General features: G+C 46.3%; 18 protein-coding genes. 12 read left to right on the top strand and 6 right to left on the bottom strand.

Annotated elements, in window-relative coordinates:
• Positions 1-21: 21 nt before the first annotated feature.
• Complete coding sequence (locus tag M1D71_RS28875; protein ID WP_458124676.1) at positions 22-708, bottom strand: MIP/aquaporin family protein; 687 nt, start codon at positions 706-708, stop codon at positions 22-24.
• A 207-nt stretch (positions 709-915) separates the two neighbouring features.
• On the opposite strand from M1D71_RS28875, the gene M1D71_RS28870 reads away from it, so the two are divergent.
• From M1D71_RS28870 to M1D71_RS28845, 6 genes are all read left to right on the top strand, one after another.
• Complete coding sequence (locus M1D71_RS28870) at positions 916-1,041, top strand: hypothetical protein (RefSeq protein WP_458124675.1); 126 nt, start codon at positions 916-918, stop codon at positions 1,039-1,041.
• Positions 1,042-1,068: 27 nt separating this feature from the next.
• Positions 1,069-1,278, top strand: coding sequence for an S-layer homology domain-containing protein (locus M1D71_RS28865; RefSeq protein WP_458124674.1), 210 nt, complete (start codon positions 1,069-1,071; stop codon positions 1,276-1,278).
• 162 nt (positions 1,279-1,440) lie between these two features.
• Complete coding sequence (locus tag M1D71_RS28860) at positions 1,441-2,406, top strand: SMI1/KNR4 family protein (protein WP_458124673.1); 966 nt, start codon at positions 1,441-1,443, stop codon at positions 2,404-2,406.
• Positions 2,407-2,739: 333 nt separating this feature from the next.
• The gene (locus M1D71_RS28855) at positions 2,740-3,474 is read left to right on the top strand and encodes an SDR family NAD(P)-dependent oxidoreductase (protein ID WP_458124672.1); all 735 of its coding nucleotides are present in this window, start codon (positions 2,740-2,742) and stop codon (positions 3,472-3,474) included.
• A 66-nt stretch (positions 3,475-3,540) separates the two neighbouring features.
• Complete coding sequence (locus M1D71_RS28850) at positions 3,541-3,960, top strand: MarR family winged helix-turn-helix transcriptional regulator (RefSeq protein WP_458124671.1); 420 nt, start codon at positions 3,541-3,543, stop codon at positions 3,958-3,960.
• 31 nt (positions 3,961-3,991) lie between these two features.
• Positions 3,992-4,354: a winged helix-turn-helix transcriptional regulator gene (locus M1D71_RS28845; protein ID WP_145324899.1), complete on the top strand. Its 363-nt coding sequence runs from the start codon at positions 3,992-3,994 to the stop codon at positions 4,352-4,354.
• A gap of 75 nt (positions 4,355-4,429) precedes the next feature.
• On the opposite strand, the gene M1D71_RS28840 is transcribed toward M1D71_RS28845, so the two are convergent.
• Positions 4,430-5,500 carry an SDR family oxidoreductase gene (locus tag M1D71_RS28840; RefSeq protein ID WP_458124670.1) on the bottom strand — a complete coding sequence of 357 codons (1,071 nt, stop codon included), beginning with the start codon at positions 5,498-5,500 and terminating at the stop codon, positions 4,430-4,432.
• Positions 5,501-5,758: 258 nt separating this feature from the next.
• Between M1D71_RS28840 and M1D71_RS28835 the strand changes: the two genes are divergently transcribed.
• From M1D71_RS28835 to M1D71_RS28825, 3 genes are all read left to right on the top strand, one after another.
• Positions 5,759-6,910 carry a response regulator gene (locus M1D71_RS28835; RefSeq protein ID WP_458124669.1) on the top strand — a complete coding sequence of 384 codons (1,152 nt, stop codon included), beginning with the start codon at positions 5,759-5,761 and terminating at the stop codon, positions 6,908-6,910.
• Between the two features lie 231 nt (positions 6,911-7,141).
• Complete coding sequence (locus M1D71_RS28830; protein WP_458124668.1) at positions 7,142-8,461, top strand: ATP-binding protein; 1,320 nt, start codon at positions 7,142-7,144, stop codon at positions 8,459-8,461.
• Between the two features lie 210 nt (positions 8,462-8,671).
• Positions 8,672-9,808: an SGNH/GDSL hydrolase family protein gene (locus M1D71_RS28825; RefSeq protein WP_458124667.1), complete on the top strand. Its 1,137-nt coding sequence runs from the start codon at positions 8,672-8,674 to the stop codon at positions 9,806-9,808.
• Positions 9,809-9,928: 120 nt separating this feature from the next.
• On the opposite strand, the gene M1D71_RS28820 is transcribed toward M1D71_RS28825, so the two are convergent.
• The gene (locus M1D71_RS28820) at positions 9,929-10,471 is read right to left on the bottom strand and encodes a dihydrofolate reductase family protein (protein WP_458124666.1); all 543 of its coding nucleotides are present in this window, start codon (positions 10,469-10,471) and stop codon (positions 9,929-9,931) included.
• Positions 10,472-10,540: 69 nt separating this feature from the next.
• On the opposite strand from M1D71_RS28820, the gene M1D71_RS28815 reads away from it, so the two are divergent.
• From M1D71_RS28815 to M1D71_RS28805, 3 genes are all read left to right on the top strand, one after another.
• On the top strand, positions 10,541-11,449 hold the full coding sequence (locus M1D71_RS28815) for a helix-turn-helix transcriptional regulator (RefSeq protein ID WP_458124665.1): 909 nt from the start codon (positions 10,541-10,543) through the stop codon (positions 11,447-11,449).
• Positions 11,450-11,712: 263 nt separating this feature from the next.
• Positions 11,713-11,982: a CD3324 family protein gene (locus M1D71_RS28810; RefSeq protein WP_458124664.1), complete on the top strand. Its 270-nt coding sequence runs from the start codon at positions 11,713-11,715 to the stop codon at positions 11,980-11,982.
• A gap of 147 nt (positions 11,983-12,129) precedes the next feature.
• Complete coding sequence (locus M1D71_RS28805; protein WP_458124663.1) at positions 12,130-12,678, top strand: hypothetical protein; 549 nt, start codon at positions 12,130-12,132, stop codon at positions 12,676-12,678.
• Between the two features lie 81 nt (positions 12,679-12,759).
• Here M1D71_RS28805 and M1D71_RS28800 read toward each other — a convergent pair whose 3' ends face one another.
• The 3 genes from M1D71_RS28800 to M1D71_RS28790 all read right to left on the bottom strand — a co-directional run bounded on the left by M1D71_RS28800 (position 12,760) and on the right by M1D71_RS28790 (position 17,341).
• Positions 12,760-13,620, bottom strand: coding sequence for a GNAT family N-acetyltransferase (locus M1D71_RS28800; RefSeq protein WP_458124662.1), 861 nt, complete (start codon positions 13,618-13,620; stop codon positions 12,760-12,762).
• Between the two features lie 121 nt (positions 13,621-13,741).
• Complete coding sequence (locus M1D71_RS28795) at positions 13,742-15,610, bottom strand: AbfB domain-containing protein (protein ID WP_458124661.1); 1,869 nt, start codon at positions 15,608-15,610, stop codon at positions 13,742-13,744.
• 285 nt (positions 15,611-15,895) lie between these two features.
• Positions 15,896-17,341, bottom strand: a complete 1,446-nt coding sequence (locus M1D71_RS28790; protein WP_458124660.1) for a DEAD/DEAH box helicase — start codon at positions 17,339-17,341, stop codon at positions 15,896-15,898.
• Positions 17,342-17,362: the final 21 nt, after the last annotated feature.

Below are 17,362 nucleotides of genomic sequence, written 5' to 3'. Positions count from 1 at the left end.
AAATAGAAGGGCGTTGTACCCTTACTTTCCCTTATTGGTGTTCAGTCCCTGATATACAGCAACTGCCAACGCCGAACCAACAAGCGGGGCGATTAGAAACACCCATACTTGGGATAAGGCCTGTCCGCTGAGCAAAAGTGCTGGTCCCAAGCTTCTTGCGGGGTTGACGGACGTTCCCGTTAAGGCGATACCAAGAATATGTACGAAAGCGAGCGTCAGTCCGATGACCAGACCGGTGATGTTTCCATTGCTCTCAGTGGAGGTCACGCCCAGAATCGTATAAATAAATACGAAGGTTAAAACGACCTCGACAATGAACGCCATTAGCGCTGTAATCCCGATCCCGTAGCCAGGGCCGAAACCATTTTGACCGAGCCCCGTCGTAGGCATGCCCGCGGAGACGATGATGGCGTACAGAAGAGCAGAGGCCGCGATCGCACCGGCGATCTGCGAAATAACGTATCCGATGAAATCGGTAGCCTTTAGTTTACGGCTAATGAACATGGCGAGTGATACCGCTGGGTTGATATGACACCCCGAAATCGGTCCGATCACGTAGGCCATCGCCACAATAGACAATCCAAATGCCAATGCAATGCCCAAATACCCAAGCTCTCCTCCTGCTGTTGCGGCACTGCCGCAGCCGAATAGAACAAGAACAAAAGTTCCAATGAATTCAGCAGCATACTTTTTAAATGAAACGTTCATAACCTACCTCCCAAGAAATAAAATACAATTTCGATTATAAACGAAACTAGTATACAAAAACTGTACAAGAAAGAGGCATGCACCTTTTCAAAATGAAAAGACAGTCTGCCAGAGCTTGTTCTGCAAAACTGTTATTTCGCTCTTATCAACGATCTGCGCAGCAGTGCCTCCTATTCGGTGATTTGGAATCCACAGGATTTCGATGACATGAAAAACCACTGGGGTAAAGAAGACGTGAACAACATCGCGGCAAGACTTGACCTCAAGGGGAACGGGGATAACACATTCTCTCCAAACCGCAGTGAACACGCTCCGAGTTCGTGGAGATCGTAGTCACGGGTCTGGGCTTGATGCGTTCGGATGCGACAGGATACTTCTGCGCTGTCCCAATATAAAGATGGGGCAAGCGTATCGAACTGGGCTAAAGCGGATGTGGCACAATTGATCGAAGCAGGCATTATTCGGGGCAATGGTCCTGAAGTACTCAGCCCGCAAGCGACGATGACGCGTGCAGAAGTTACAACGCTGATCGCCAGAATGCTGAAAATCACAAATTTAATTGATAAATAAAAGTGATTCAAACAACCTTTGCTGACACTAAAGTCGGCAGAGGTTGTTTTGTTTTCTGGCGATTTTAGACTACGGACGTTTGATATCGATCGCCTTTGTGGAGTGGGCAGCACCTAAATGATATAATTTCTACAAAAGAAATAAGAGAGGGAGGCAAGATCAATGAATGATGAACTCTTGGAACGGTTAGGGGCTTGGCATGATCAGGATGAATATGAAGAGATTGTGGAGGCGATTACAGAGGTTGAGGAGGACGAGCGAGATTATATTCTGATCAGCCATCTCGGTAGAGCATTGAATAATCTGGAACGGTATGAGGAGGCAATGGAGCAGTTCTTGTCGGTTGCAGAAGAGGGGCAAAATGATCCGCTTTGGCATTACCGCATCGGTCTGGCTTATTATTATTTGGAGCAATATGAGAATGCGCGTGAGGCTTTTGAAGCAGCGGACCGATTGGAGCCGGGAGATGAGGACACACAGGAATTCCTGGAATGGATTCGGAACAAAATAGCAGAGGAACTCACAGAGGAATCCATAGAGAAGCCCTTGGATACCGTCCCATCTGTCGCTGAAATCTCAATCGCACCTGTTCGTGTTAGCCATCTGGATCCAATGGGTTTTTGGAATGACAGTGCTGAAGCCGTGGATCAATATGTGTTAGCCCCGCCTACGGATGGACAGATTGAGTCACTGGAGGAGCAATTGGTGTTCAAGCTGCCAACTTCCTATGTTAACATGATGAAATTACATAATGGTGGTGTTCCCCACTATCGGTATTATTCTGTTAGCCAAGCAGAGGCTGCCAAGAAGATCCGCGTTGAGGTCGTGGGAATACTGGGTATTGGACGGGAGAAAGCACATTCGTTAGGTGGTGAAGCTGGCAGCCGGTATATCATCGAGCAGGGGGGTTACCCCGAAATCGGTGTTGTTCTATGTGAGTGTCCTTCCGATTCGGAGGTGGTGATGCTGGATTATCGTGAATCCGGCAATGCGGGTGAGCCCGAGGTTGTTCATGTGGATAAAAAAGAAAGCTACAAGATCACTTGGCTTGCGCCCAATTTCGAAACCTTTATTCAAGGCCTGGTGAATGAGGAAAATCAACCTGCAAACCTTCAGGGTTCACTGTAGTAAGGTTAAGAGCTTCTCTTTATACGAACCGTTGAAAAGGCTGCATCCGTAAATGACGGATGCAGTTTTTTTATGCTGCCCAGTTATGTACGATATGCCGGAAATGTCGCCAATACCGAGCTTTTTGTTCAGCTCCGTTAGCTTCGCTAAGGAATCCAAAATAAGTATATAGAGGCGTGCTCGTTGCATAAAGGCAGTTACTCTGCTAATATTTAGTCATCTAATAGTTAAACTATTGAATATTAGATGACTAAATATTTTTATGTTTTCTTTAAAAGAAATATAGCAATTGAATCAGATTCGTCCAAATAAAATACGTTAGGAGCGTTTCACATGGGAAAATTAAATACTAAAGTAGCCATTATTACTGGCGGAGCCTCGGGAATCGGGGAGGGCATGGTTGATCTTTTTGCACAGGAGGGCGCCATCGTCATTGCTGCAGACATTAATGAGGAAGCGCTGGAGAAAGCAAGCCAAAAAGAGAATGTGTACGGAATGAAGTTGAATGTATCTTCGGACGAGGATTGGCAGGCACTGGCGAAAGTAGTTAATCAACGTTTTGGAAAAATTGACATTCTGGTCAACAATGCAGGCATTTCTTCGGAGAAGCCATTTGAGGAAATCGATGCACAGGATTGGCAGAAAATGCTGTCCATTAACGGTTTCGGCCCATTCGCTGGCATGAAACATGTCACTCCTTATATGGCAGCCCAGAAGAAAGGTTCCATCGTCAATATCTCATCCTACACCGCTTTGATTGGACAAGGTTTTAACCATTACTCGGCATCCAAAGGCGCGGTGCGTGCATTATCCAAAGCCGCTGCAACCACCTTCGGACGTCAAGGTATTCGAGTGAATGCTCTTTTTCCTGGGATCATCGAAACACCAATGACCCAATCCTTGAACACATCGAAGGAACTGCTAGAACGATTGATTCAGGCAACACCTTTGCAGCGTCTGGGTCAGGCCATTGATATCGCCAACGCGGCGTTGTTCCTGGCGTCGGATGATTCTTCGTACATTACGGGATCTGAACTGGTGATCGATGGTGGCTACTCAGCCCAATAGCGTGTAAAATGATGACAGCCCTTAAGTTGAATGAGGGCTGTTGTTTATTTTTTCGAGGAGGATCTAATGGAAGAACAGAACATTTTTGAGCTTATACACAATATGGATAATTTCACCAATAAATTGATTATACAATGGAACAAATCATTCAATGAGGACCTCGGTGTCTCTCATGTGCTTGTACTCAGCCATCTCCACCAAAATGGAAAAAGCCGACCTTCGGATATTGCCAAGATTTTGGGGTTAACTCCACCTACACTCAGTTATTTATCTGACAAGATGGTAGCCAAGGGATTAGCCGATAGAATGGTAGATGAAGCGGACCGCCGCATTATTTATTTGAACATTACGGATAAAGGGGTGGAAGTCCTCGAAAGAGCAATATTGGAGGGGCAGAAGTTGCGTAAGAAATTATTCCAGAAATTAAACGAAGAGGATCGAGCGCAATTAGTCCATATTTTTGAGAAGATGAATCGAGAAGATTGAGCAATAGTCTGGAAGGGAGACAGAAGGTGATATGGAGGAACCGCTCAAAGTATATAACACCGCAGTTGAAGCCTTTCTTGAAGTGATCGGGGGAAAGTGGAAGCCCGTTATTCTATTCCATCTTACCTTTGGCAAGAAACGTAATGGCGAACTGATGAAGCTGATCCCTGCGATCACCCAGAAAGTGTTGACTCAGCAACTTGGTGAACTAACGGAGGCGGGGGTTATTGTCCGTATTTCCCATCACCAGGTCCCTCCTAAAGTGGAGTATGAGTTAACAGAGTATGGGTGGAGTCTTAAAGAAATTCTCCACCTGATGTGTAGATGGGGTGATACACATGTGGAGAAAGTGTATGGCGACAGAGGGGAAATTCTGTTTAAACCGCCAACCTGACGGTTGGATGGTTGAAGGAGTATAATAAGCCGATTCTGCAATTCAGGATTCGGCTTATTATGTTTTTTCTCTCTTTTATGGAATGATTTTGCGATCACGCAGATTCCCAAAAATATCCATGAACATAGCCTCCGTGTCGATGAATTCGTGAAATCCGAATCGGCGAGCCTTGGAACCATCTGCGAAGAAATCGTAATCCCACGAGAAGACAAAGTCACCGAATGCCCAGGAAGAGACATCATCATAAGGGGTGTTTACCAAACCATACTTTTCAATCATGGAACTCCAAAGAGCTTCTTTATCTGCCATTGCCGTTGTAAGGGAGAGGGGCAGTGGAGGAGCCGTTTCCAGTTCGAAAAATGAAGCGATTTTGGGCCAGAGTTCATTCCAGCGAAACAGATCGCCATTGGTGATATTAAATGCCTGATTGGCACATCGAGGTTCGGTTGCTGCCCAGACGGTTGCATGAGCCAGCAATGTCGCATCAGTCATTTCAAGAAGGGAATGATACGCTCCTGGTTTCCCAGGAAAGCGAAGTGGTAAGCCAAGTTCCTTGGAGATAGAGGCATATACCCCGATCACCATCGCGAGGTTCATTGGATTACCCAGAGCGAATCCACATACAACAGAAGGGCGCAGAGCTGACCAGGTCCAGCTGCTTCCGGGTTGCCGATCCTCAAGAAACTGCTGCTGGTCGACATTGAATTCAGGAGGCATATGATGTGCGTCCGTTTCTTTGGCAGGTGTTTTAAATGGACCCAGATGTGCACCGTACACCTTATAACCTTGCATCAGACTGATATGTTCGAGATTTGGGGCAATCGGTTCAATCGCATTCACCACATTGACGAGCATGGCCAGATTGGGTTGCACCAATTCGGCCCAGGTTGGGCGATCTTGATAAGCAGCATAAAAGATATGAGTAACTGTCGTTAAATGACTCAGTTTGTCTTGCGTGTCCACTTCGTTCAGTAAATCGGCTGATATATAACGTAACCTGGGGGCATCGTGCCCTCCACGGCGTGATACACCAATGACATTCCATTGCGGAAGTGTCATCAGATAATCAATAAGATTTCTTCCAATAACGCCTCCGGCACCGATGACAAGCGCAGTGTAACGGGTAACCAATTGTTCGGGTTTCAATGGACATGCTCCTCTCTTCTTCTGTTCATATTGTGGGTCAGAAAAAGAAGGATGAGAAGTACGCACCTCAAAGTCACATACGTACTTTGAAGTAATATATGAGCCTGGTACAGGATATGAGCGTTATAAGGTTTCCCCAAAGCTTTGATTCGCATCTGACATATGGAACCTTCCTCTCTTCTAGTCCGGATCTGTTACCTGATATGGTATAATAGTGTAAATAAATCTCAAGACTTTAGGGTCGAGGAGGAAGCTCCGGTGAAAGTGATATTGGTTGACGACGAACGTCTAGCGTTGATAGGCCTTCAAAAATCACTAGAGAAGGAAGTAAGCGGTATTGAAATTATCGCTACATATATGAATCCGACAGAGGCTATAGGGGGGATTATGGAGCACCGCCCTGATGTGGTATTTCTGGATATCCATATGCCAGAGATGGACGGTATGGATCTGGGAAAACAGATTCAGGCCACAGCACCTGGGGTCGAAATTATATTTGTGACCAGCTACGACCAATATGCAGTGCATGCCTTCGATCTACAGGCGTTGGATTATGTCATGAAGCCCATTCAGAAGGATCGACTAAAGCAGACGGTGAGCCGAGTACGGGAGAAACTGAGTTCAAAACGCGAGCAGCGGTCAAATAATACAAATGTGCCTTTAATTTGCTGTTTTAATCAGATTCAATTCAAGCTTCCAGACAAGGAGATGCAAGTTGCCAAGTGGCGCACAAGTAAGGCACAGGAGCTGTTTGCATATCTGCTCCATCATCGGAATCAGACCATTCATCGCAGTGTACTGCTTGAGATGCTGTGGCCTGAATTGGAAGAGGACAAGACGGTACATCAACTCTATACTGCCATGTATCATGTACGCCAAACCCTCAAGACATGCGGAATGGATATGATTACAATTCAAAGTGGTCACTTGGAAGCAGGCTACAGGCTTGAATTGGGTGGAGCTCAGTTAGATAGTGAGCAGTGGGAACAGGAAATCAGGCAATGGAAACTTGTAGACTCAAGTACAGTTCATGCATATGAGCAAGCGCTTCATCTGTATAAGGGCACGTACCTTGGCAATTACGAGTACATGTGGGCGGAGCCTGAACGAGAAAGGTTACGCTACCTGTGGTTGTATCACATGAGACAATTAAGTCTCTATTACCAGAAGGAGGGGCTAGGGGAGAAAGTCATTGAGAGCACAAGACGTATCCAGCATATGCTTCCGGATGAGGAAGAAAGTTATTTTATTTTAATGAAACTCTATGATGAAATGCACAACGATCTCGGTGTGGAGGAGCAGTACCGTCTCTTAACCACCAGAATGGAGCATGATTTGGAGATACCCATCAGTGAGAATATTAGCAAATGGTATCAGGACTGGAAGCTCGGTTTAACCAAAGTCAGGTAATGATAATCTATGAATTAACTGCAAATAAAACCTGTAATACGTTACAGATATATGATAATTATAAGGAACAGGCCGTAGAAGTGAAGACTTCCGGCCTTTTTATGTTGCTTGCGCGTTCATTCCCTAATTTTAATTATTTCTAATGCTTCTTTCATATGTTAGTATATTTTACATTAGAAGCGCGGGTTAGGCAGTGGGCGCTAAACGTTGCTATAGTGGGTGAAGAGATCGATGCGCAATTGGGTCAAAAATGAGAATGTGCAGATGACGGCCATTGCCTTTGCCACAGCGGTAGGGGCACAATTCAAGATTAATCCGTTCCGGGAAGATTACTTCCGAATCGGGCTGGGCGTTAGCATTCTTTTATTTCTGCTGATGATTATGCCGCACCTGTCTTATGTGAAGACAGGAATCCTGACAGGCATTGCGAATTTGCTGTTTCAGTCGGCAGATCTCATCAATCATGTACAGACCGTGTCCATACTGGAAAGCATGCGAGACAATGTGGGGGCAGGCGTGTATTACGTGGTCTTTGCCTATGGGCTTAGCAAGTTCAAGCATCGATTCCATGAAATGCAGCCTCTTCTGCTCGGCGGGCTGATTACCTGTATTGATTTCTCCTCTAATCTTGTTGAGCTACTTCTTCGCGGAATGTTAAGCGGGACCAATATCTTTTATATGAAGGAATGGTTGTATCTGCTTGTGGTAGGCGGTCTGCGAAGTTACTTTGTGATTGGGCTCTACAACAGCTTGGCCGTGAGGCAGATGCGGCTCTTGCATGCCGAGCAGGAGAAGCGGATAGAGCAGATGCTGAGTGTGAACTCGGGTCTGTATGGCGAGGTCTTTTACCTAAAAAAAGCGATGAATACGATTGAAGGCATCACAGCAGACAGCTATGATCTATATCGCGATCTGCGGGAGCAGGACATGAATCAATACAGTCAGCGCACCTTGGGCATTGCTCAGCAGATTCATGAAGTGAAGAAGGATTCACAGCGCATTCTGGCGGGACTACTGAAACTGTATGATAACGAAAAAGCGGTCAACATGAGCCTGTCTGAAGTACTGAACTTTGCCAGCAAAGCAAATCGAAAATATAGCGAAATGCTGCATAAGCAGGTCGAGATCGACATCGAGCAACAGTATGATTGTGAGTCTCCGTATTACATTCCTCTTCTCACGGTAATGAATAACCTGATTGCCAATGCGGTCGAAGCGATTGAGCATGACGGAACGATCCGGATTCGTGTGTATGAGCAGGAAGATGACGTACATTTCGTCGTGATGGATTCTGGAAAAGGCATACCTGAAGCCAAACGGGATGTTATCTTCGAACCGGGCTATACAACCAAGTTCAATGAAGTCGGCATTGCCGCAACAGGCATTGGTCTGTCCCATGTACGTGATATCGTCCAGTCATTGGAGGGACGAATTAAGGTAGAATCGGGACCTTTGGAAGGAACAGGGACAACATTTGTTATAGCTATTCCTAAAATGAATCTAATCAAGGGGGCCGATGTCAATGACACGTTCTATCATGATCGTGGATGATGTGGTGCATGTACTTAGCAAAGTGAATAAACAGTGGAAGTATGAGCGTTAAGTGAACAAAAAAATAATAAATCTCCTGATGGCGAACGATGGATTGAGCACATCTGATATGATGGACTTGAGCATGGCTTGCCTAGGGACATTTTATCAATACAAAAGAAAGCGCTTAATAATTATTTTTTTATTGAATTAATGAGGGGGGAATAACAGGTGAGTGTACAGGCGAATACCGGTTTACAGGTTTATGCGTTATCGGAACTGACTTATCTGAAAGTGCATGGCAGAACAACTGGAGAGCGATCACCGTTGACGTTGTTTTGGACGGGGAGTGCAGTCGAACTCAATGTACAGGGCTCCGAACTATGGGTTGAGGTAGAGTCGCAGTATGATAGATATGAGACATGGATCAGCATTCTGATCAACGGTGTTCCGGTGAGTAGACAGATGTTAACGGCGGGAAGGTACTGGGTCTGTGTGTATCGAGGCATGAACGCGGATGTGGTGAAGAATATACGGATCGTTAAAGATGTCCAAGCGATGAGTGGCGACCCGGGTTGTTCCTTGCAGATTCATGCGGTGAAATCGGATGGAGCATTCCTGCCTGTGCAGGAAAAACCGTACAAGATTGAGTTTATCGGTGACAGTATTACATCTGGTGAAGGTGCCATTGGAGCAAAAGCAGAGCAAGATTGGGTGCCGATGTGGTTCAGCGCCATACATAATTATACGTTCATGACAGCAGAAGCGGTGAATGCGGAGTACCGGGTCATCTCGCAGAGCGGCTGGGGTGTGCTGACAAGTTGGGATAACAATCCGAAGGGGAACATTCCCGATTATTACGAACAGGTCTGTGGTCTGCTTACCGGTGAACGTAATGAAGCGCTCGGCGCAGGAGAACAGCATGATTTTGGTTCCTGGCAACCGGATGTGGTGGTTGTGAACCTGGGTAGCAATGATGGGGGTGCGTTTCAGTCACCTGAGTGGAAAGACCCGGATACCGGTAAGGTGTACAAGCAGCGGCTGAACGAAGATGGTACGTATCATGAAGAGGATTTGGCCACTTTTGAGAAAGCGGTGGAACAGTTCCTGACTAAGCTTCGAAAAAATAATCCAGATGCTCAACTCGTATGGGCTTATGGGATGCTTGGTTTCCCAATGATGCCTGCCATCTACCGTGCAGTTGATGCGTATACGAAAGAGACGGGGGATCTTAAGGTCTCGATCATTCAGCTTCCCAATACGACTGGGGAAACGGTGGGCGCTCGAAGTCATCCCGGCGAGTTATCTCACTGTAGGACGGCAGAAGCGCTGACAGCATATTTAAATGGGATTCTGTCATCGAAGTGACCCATAGGGGAATTAAAATAAAAGACAGCTCCAGGTCGTGCCATACGCCAAAGGCAGAATGTGTATACATCGGACCATTGGGAGTACTGCATATTGGGCTGTCTTCCTTTTATTTATTGGCTATTTCAGCTGTTGTACCTCATAACGAATCGAAATGATCTGCCCGAGTGTCTGGGTTCGGATCATTTTGAATTGACTTGGCACAGTGCCTACCGGGAACAATGGGATGCCTTCGCCAAGAATTTTTGGAATGATAGCAACTTCAATCTCATCTAATAATTTTTTCTCCATCACCGCTTGAACGAGCTTACCGCCACCGACGATCCATACGTCTCCATCCGAATTCTGCTTTAATCTGGGAATGAGCGTTTCTACCGACTCGGTTGTGAACTGTACATGTGGAGCAGTCGGCTGTTCTGAGCGGGATAGCACATACGTTGGGCGATCCGCATAGAGGAATTCCTCAGATAGTGTGAGCACCTCTTCGTACGTGTAACGTCCCATAACGACGCTACCAATCGTTTGATAAAAGGCAGCATATCCGTTGTCTCCACCATCACCCTCCACATCAAATAACCAATCTACCGAACCGTCCAGTCTTGCGATATATCCATCCAAACTCATAGCAATGTACAAAATGGTTTTGTTATCAGACATGTTCATCGCTCCCTTCTAAAATGTATGATACACTCTAACTATGACAAAAGATGACGTAGTTAGGATGTTGAATTCATGAATAATCGGAAGCTGGCCATCATGCGCCTGATGGACTCCAGACAGAAGTTCACGGCCCGAGAATTGGCAGAACGGTTCGACGTCTCGGTTCGTACGATTCAGCGAGATCTGGATGCATTGCAGGCACTGGGTTTTCCCTTGTACACAGAAGTTGGCGTGAACGGCGGATACCGGGTGTTGCCCAATCGAATTTTGCCACCCCTTCAACTGACACAGCAGGAGGCATTAGGACTGTTTATGATGTTGGAGTATCTACAGCAAGTCCCGGATTTTCCGTACGGTTCCATGCGTGGACATCTGGCTGAGCAGTATTTTTCTACTTTGCCTGAGGATGTACAGGATCTGATTATGCGAATGAGGGAACATATCACCTTTGTACAGCATCCCGGTGAGCATGCGGAGCCATTAACAACTGAGATATTGGGTGCGGCAGTAGAAAAGAGAGAAATCGAGTTTATGTATCATGCCCGGGGTGGTCCTAAAAAAGTCCAGGTCTTTCCCTATGGCATCTACTATGAGCAGGGACATTGGTACATGCCCGCCCGGAATAAGGATCGTGTATTGTTGTATCGGGTGGATCGCATGCAGCAGTTGGCTGTTATGGTTTCGATGGATGAATCTGTTCCAAGTCTGAAAGCGTGGTTAGCTGCCAAAGAAGGCAGAGCGAGCGTAGAAGTGGTGCTGCAATTCACGGAATTCGGAGCAAGGATTGCTGCGTCAGATGTTTTGTTTAATTCGGTTCAAGGTCATGCATGGCGAGGACTGGTTCCGCCTGAAGAATTTTCTTTTACAGCGCGAAAGTTACTCTCCTATGGACCAGAAGTGAAGGTGATCTCACCACCTAAGTTGAAGCAGCAGGTTAGAGAATTGCTGGAACGGAGTGTAAGCCAATATATCGATGAGTAGAAGGATATAAGGTTCTGACATGGAAGATATAGGAGTACCATCTAAAGTGATTTGATTTTGATTCAATGAATGGGGGGCTACCATGATTCGATTCATAATAAGTTTAACGACCCGCTCTATGCAGAGTCCATGTGATGAACAACGGCGGTTGTTTGCATAGAGCGTGAAATTCATTTCCGCCATATCACTATAGTGCATATCCAATGTGTTCTTCGTACGACTCTGCTGCCTTAAAGATTTTAACTTTTAAGGAGTGGAGCAGCGTGAAATATATTAATGCGGATACAATCTTCCCGGAAGAATTGCTCAAAGAAATTCAGCGTCATATCTCTGGTGGCTTGATCTATATTCCGAGGCCCAAGGATGCCCATAAGAAGTGGGGCGAGGACTCGGGCAGCAGAAGGGTTGTCCAGGAGCGGAACAACGAGATTCGCCAGCTATTCACTGCTGGTAGAACCATCGATCAGCTTGCAGATCAATTCTGTTTATCCGTTGATAGCATCAAGAAAATTGTATATGGCAAAAAGGGATGAAACTATTGAAGCTACATTCGAGTAATCGAATGTAGCTTTTTCGTATGTAGAGAATGATTAATAAAGATTCATTACATATTCGAGTGCTATAACTGCGCGTACAATTAATTTGAGTGATCTTTCAATCATCTGGGAAGGTTGATGTAAATGAATATAGAAGTGAAATTGACGAGTAAGGACGAGGCATATCTGATTAAAAATATGTACCCGCTATACTTGCATGATCTATCCGGACATTATGGTCTGGGTAGAGAGCATACCCCGAACAAACATGGCATTTTCGAACCAAGTCCTGATTACAAAACGTTACAGGATCAGTATGATGTACAGAACATTTGGTGGGAAAAACCGGAGTGTCTTTATCCGTTTCTCATGATTGTGGATGGCCTACCGGCAGGTTTTACGTTCATAGCTACTCCGCCATATTGTTCACAAGGCACGAATTTCTTTGTACATGATTTCTTTCTGATGCAGCCGTTTCGAGGTGTAGGCGTTGCTGAACACGCGGCATCGACGATCTTTGGCATGTTTAGAGGAAACTGGGAGTTGTTCACCAATCCATCGGAGAGAAATAAGATTGGCCAATCTTTCTGGCGAAAAACAGTGGCTAATTATACCAAAGTTAACTATCGGGAGATGTACGGGCAAACGTTCGATGGCTATAAATTGATTTTTCAATTCTCCAATCAGTTCTAAAATAATAATGTAATGGTCTATACCTATAAAAGAGAGAGATCGTCTCCCTTTGCGGAAAACGATCTCTCACTGTACTGCTTTTTATAAATTACCGCTGAAATAGTGGTACTCAGAATTCACTTCAAAACCAACACTGCGGTATAAGTTCAAAGCACGTTCGTTCTCAGTAACAACGGATAGGCGAGTATCTGTATAACTTTGTTTTCGTAAGAGATCAACCAGGATGCTAAGCGCAGTGCGCCCCAGTTTCTGTCCCTGATAAGCAGGTAAGATACAGAAATTATGAATAAATGCGGTTGTCGTGTTAATGGAGTTAACCCGTACCAACCCAACAGGCTGTTGATCCTGCCATGCAATATAGGTGACTCGGCTGGGTTCATTCGTTTGCATGAAATAATCGCGTGTCCAGTCCTCCGAATCTCCAAAGGCCTGGGATGAGCAAATGACCATAAACTCCATATCTTCGGCTTCTGCCACGGACAACGTTAGTTCAGGCGGCTCCACAACCGAAAGGACTTCATTCACAAGTTGCATTGAGTACTCGGCACGATCATAAATGGCTCCAAGGGATTTAGCGGTATGAACACCTGGAGATAAGCCCTGAGGAACGCGATAGCTGAGTTGTTGGATACCCTGTGGTTTCATGTCTAAGATAGCTCGGTCCAGTAGGCTACGGAAAACACCTTGGCGACGAACATCTGGGTGTACGATGGCATTAATATTGCCGGTTACGGTGTCAGAAGCATACCAACTGAGGAGTCCTACTAATTCGCCGTCGCGATAACAGAGGAGCGCATGATCTCCGTCTTTTTTGCTGATATGGTCAAGGTCTGCCTTCAGATGAATGGAATCGAGCTGTTTACATTGTTGTTCGAGTAAAATAATAGCTTCAATCTGCTCCTTGGAATCATAGATCATAGGAACGACTTGATAAGTTGACATAACTTTCACACCTTCATTGTTGAAGGAAACACGCAGTTATTGGACCCGCAGGCGCTATCCTTCGAAATTCGGTCCACTTCCCGATGACTATAACACAATCTATGATGCAGATGACACCCAATTAGAAATTGGTTCGCCCAAATGTGGCATCACTTTTCATCGTTGAGCTGCTGGATGCATTGATGGCATCGAGCTGTAATGCGTAATCATAATGCCGGATGTAATATCCGGGCTGACTGTACGATTGAAGGGATACTTTGGTGCTGTCCGCCCAGCCGGCACTGCTCAGGAACGTAGCATCTCCCTTAAAGGCGGTGGTATCGGCGTAAGCTTCAAGTACAATTTTGTTGCTGGCATTACGCTTCAGAAAGTAGCCTAGGAAGTTGATGGACTCCAGTGATATTCCTGTGGAGCTGGCTAGACCCGGTACGACGCGGAACTGTGAATCCAGAACAGGGGAGACGTTGGCATCCACGCGAGCGGTGTAATTGGCATGACGGATGTATCGATCCGGATAGTTGTGTGAACTGAAGCGGCTGTAACCTGTGGCTTCTGGTGGAGCAGGGCCCCACATTTTGACCTCATGAAGGGTTGGAGTGTACCAGTTCCCCGGATTATTCCACAAGACCGCGTTCACCATATTAATCCGCACATAGCGGGCTGTGAAATGAACAGCATCCGTGGTGAAACCGTAGGTCAGATTGTTGGTGCGATCCAAGGTAGAGTAATTGACACCATCGTTGCTAATCTCGATTTTGTATTTGTAGTAGCCTTCGGAACCTTTATACATAAACCAGGACGTGTCGATCTCCGTGATCGTCTTCGGTGCGCCAAAATCCGCTTGCCACCAGGCAGGCCAGCTATTGGAGGAAGCGACCCATGAAGTCTGGTAGTTGCCATCATTGACGTTGGATGCAGATGAGCCGGAGGCTGTGGAGCTGGCGGTAGCTGTTTTGCCTTGTGCATGATTGACGAGGGCGGGCAGTGTTACCGCACCCGTTACTGCGTCGATATTCCACGTTGTATACCAATCCAGTGATGCTGTTCCGTTCGAATCATTCAAGGTTAGCGGCAGCCAGATATGCTTGTGCTCTCCGAGGTTCATCGGATTCCAGCGATCCCCCATGTAGATGTAGGATGTGGTGTTGCTGCCTGTGATCGTGGCAATATCATGAATCTGCGAACCGAAGGCAGATGGATTGCCATATGGCGTAAGCGCAGTCCATGGACCCGTCATGGAAGTTGCTGTAGCATAAGCGCCCTGATTCGGATACCAGCCAGCGGCTTGGGAGGTGAAGAGGTAGTAACGGTTCCCTTTTTTCACAACAGCAGGCGCTTCACGGTAGGCGTTCTCGAACAGCCAGCCCTCGAAGGATTGTATCCCGGTGTAACTTGCATTCATTTTGAAAATAGCCATCGTATCATTGGCACCGCCATTTTTGCGGGAAGCGGTAACCAGATAACCTGTACCATCTGTATCGACAAAGACGGTCATGTCACGAGATTCATAATTCATTGGGCGGAAGCTGCCCTCATAGGTGAATTTGCCATTCGGGGTATTGCTTGTTGCGACCGCTACACGCCCGAGGTTGTAATCAGTACCGTTCTCGTAGTGTGCCCAGAGCACATACTGGTTGGTGGAGGCGTTATAGATGACTTTGGGGCGTTCAATCTTGCTGGAGGCCAGCTCGGTTGCGGAATCTTTCGTCAGGATGGCGTTGCTGAAAGTCCAGTTCTTCAGATCAGTGGAGGTGTAGACGTTCACGCTGTCGAACCTGCCGCCCACCGCATGTTCACCGTACAGATAATACGTCGAGCCTACCTGCAGAATGTTGCCGCTGTTCGCATGGATGGGGTTGCCTGCGGTGTCGAGCCAATCGGTACCGTTGGTTATCGTGACACTTGCTGCGCTTGTCCGTTGAGGATGAAGTCCAAACAGGGTGAACGTGAGTGCGAAGACCAGAAACCAGACGGCTTTCCTGTTACCCATTACATACACCTCCCGAAAGATATCAGATTAAATGTAGCGCCTTCATTTATATTTTAGTTCGGCTAGACTCTTTTTCAAGTGAACAATCCATCCATTGCTGAACAAACCTTCATTTCTTCGGGGTTGAGCGGTGAGAGCGGGGTTGATTTTTTCAAAATTCATGTTTCGTACAAGCAGCCATTTGACCAAAAACGAAAGCATGGAAAAAGGGGATAGCCGACATGTTTTCCAAGTCGATTACCCCTTTTTTGGTCTGGACCTATTTATTTAAACCCATCTATTAAACTACTTATGACCTTTGCGAACCTTGAGCTGCATCTTTTTGATCGTTGTATTCTGCATGAGCTCCAGTACAAGTGGGCCTTTACCGTTCAGGATTTCAACATCCGTTACATTATCCAGAATCGTAATGATCCCGATGTCGTCGGCGGTTACCCCTTCAAGCTTGGCGATGGTACCTACAAAGTCTACGGCGCGAAGTTTTTTCTTCTTGCCTCCGTTGAAGTTCAGCTTCATGATCTGTTGGTTCAACTGTTCACGCTTGTCCTTTTTGCGTTCAGGAACGATCTTCAATCGCTTCTCGAAGTCTTCTCTGCGGCGATCTACAGCTTCTTCGGAAGGAGCTTTCACGACAGGGATTTGGAATCCAATATAGGATTCAATCTCCGCCAGACGCCGGCCATCTTTCGGTGTAATCAACGTAATGGCTTTACCTGTTTTGCCTGCGCGACCCGTACGGCCTGTGCGGTGCACATAACCTTCTTTTTCCAAAGGAATATCGTAGTTGATGACATGAGTAATATTTGTGATATCAATACCGCGTGCAGCTACATCCGTCGCAATCAGATAACGGAACTGTCCCCGTCTGAATGCGTTCATCACTTCGATCCGCTCATCCTGCTCCATGCCTCCATGGATACGATCTGCTGGATAGTCAAGGTCAGCCATGACCCGGAACAGCTTATCTACATTCTCTTGCGTACGGCAGAACACGATACAACTGTCCGGATTCTCCACAATGAACAAATCCTGAAGCAACGCGGTTTTGTTCACCTCTGGTACGTGAATTACAGCATGTTCAATGGTGGCTGTTGTCAGTCCGCTTGCCTTGATCTCAATCTCCACCGGTTTGTTCATGTATTTACGTGACAGCTTGGCGACATCTTCAGGGAACGTTGCGGAGAACAACATGGTCACTCGTTCCTGTGGCAGCTTCTGAATGATGGACTGTACTGTCTCAATAAAGCCCATATTCAGCATCTCATCGGCCTCGTCAATAACGAGATAAGCGATCCGTTCGAGTGGCAGCGTGCCTCGTTCGATATGATCCAGTACCCGACCCGGCGTACCAACAGCCACATGGGTTCTTTGTTTTAACTCCGCTTTTTGAATATGAAAAGGGGACTGTCCGTATAGTGCGGTTGCTTTAATACGCTTAAAGCGGCCGATATTCGTAATATCTTCGTTAACCTGCAAAGCCAGTTCCCGGGTCGGTGTAAGAATCAAAGCCTGTGGCTTATTCTCATTCCAATCCACCAGCTCGCAGAGCGGAATGCCGTAGGCAGCTGTTTTACCACTACCTGTCTGTGATTTGACCACAAGATCCTGATTCTCCAGTGCTACCGGAATAACTTTAGTTTGAACCTCGGTTGGTGTCTCATAGCCCAGACTGTCCAGTGCTTTTACGATCTCTTCACCAAGTCCATAATCTTTAAATTGTTGCTCGCTCATTGTTTACCTCTTTTGCGTTAG

It is taken from the genome of Paenibacillus sp. Z3-2, from assembly GCF_054161325.1.
Note: the sequence above shows the minus strand (reverse complement) of the source record. Positions and strands in the feature narration are given on the sequence as shown.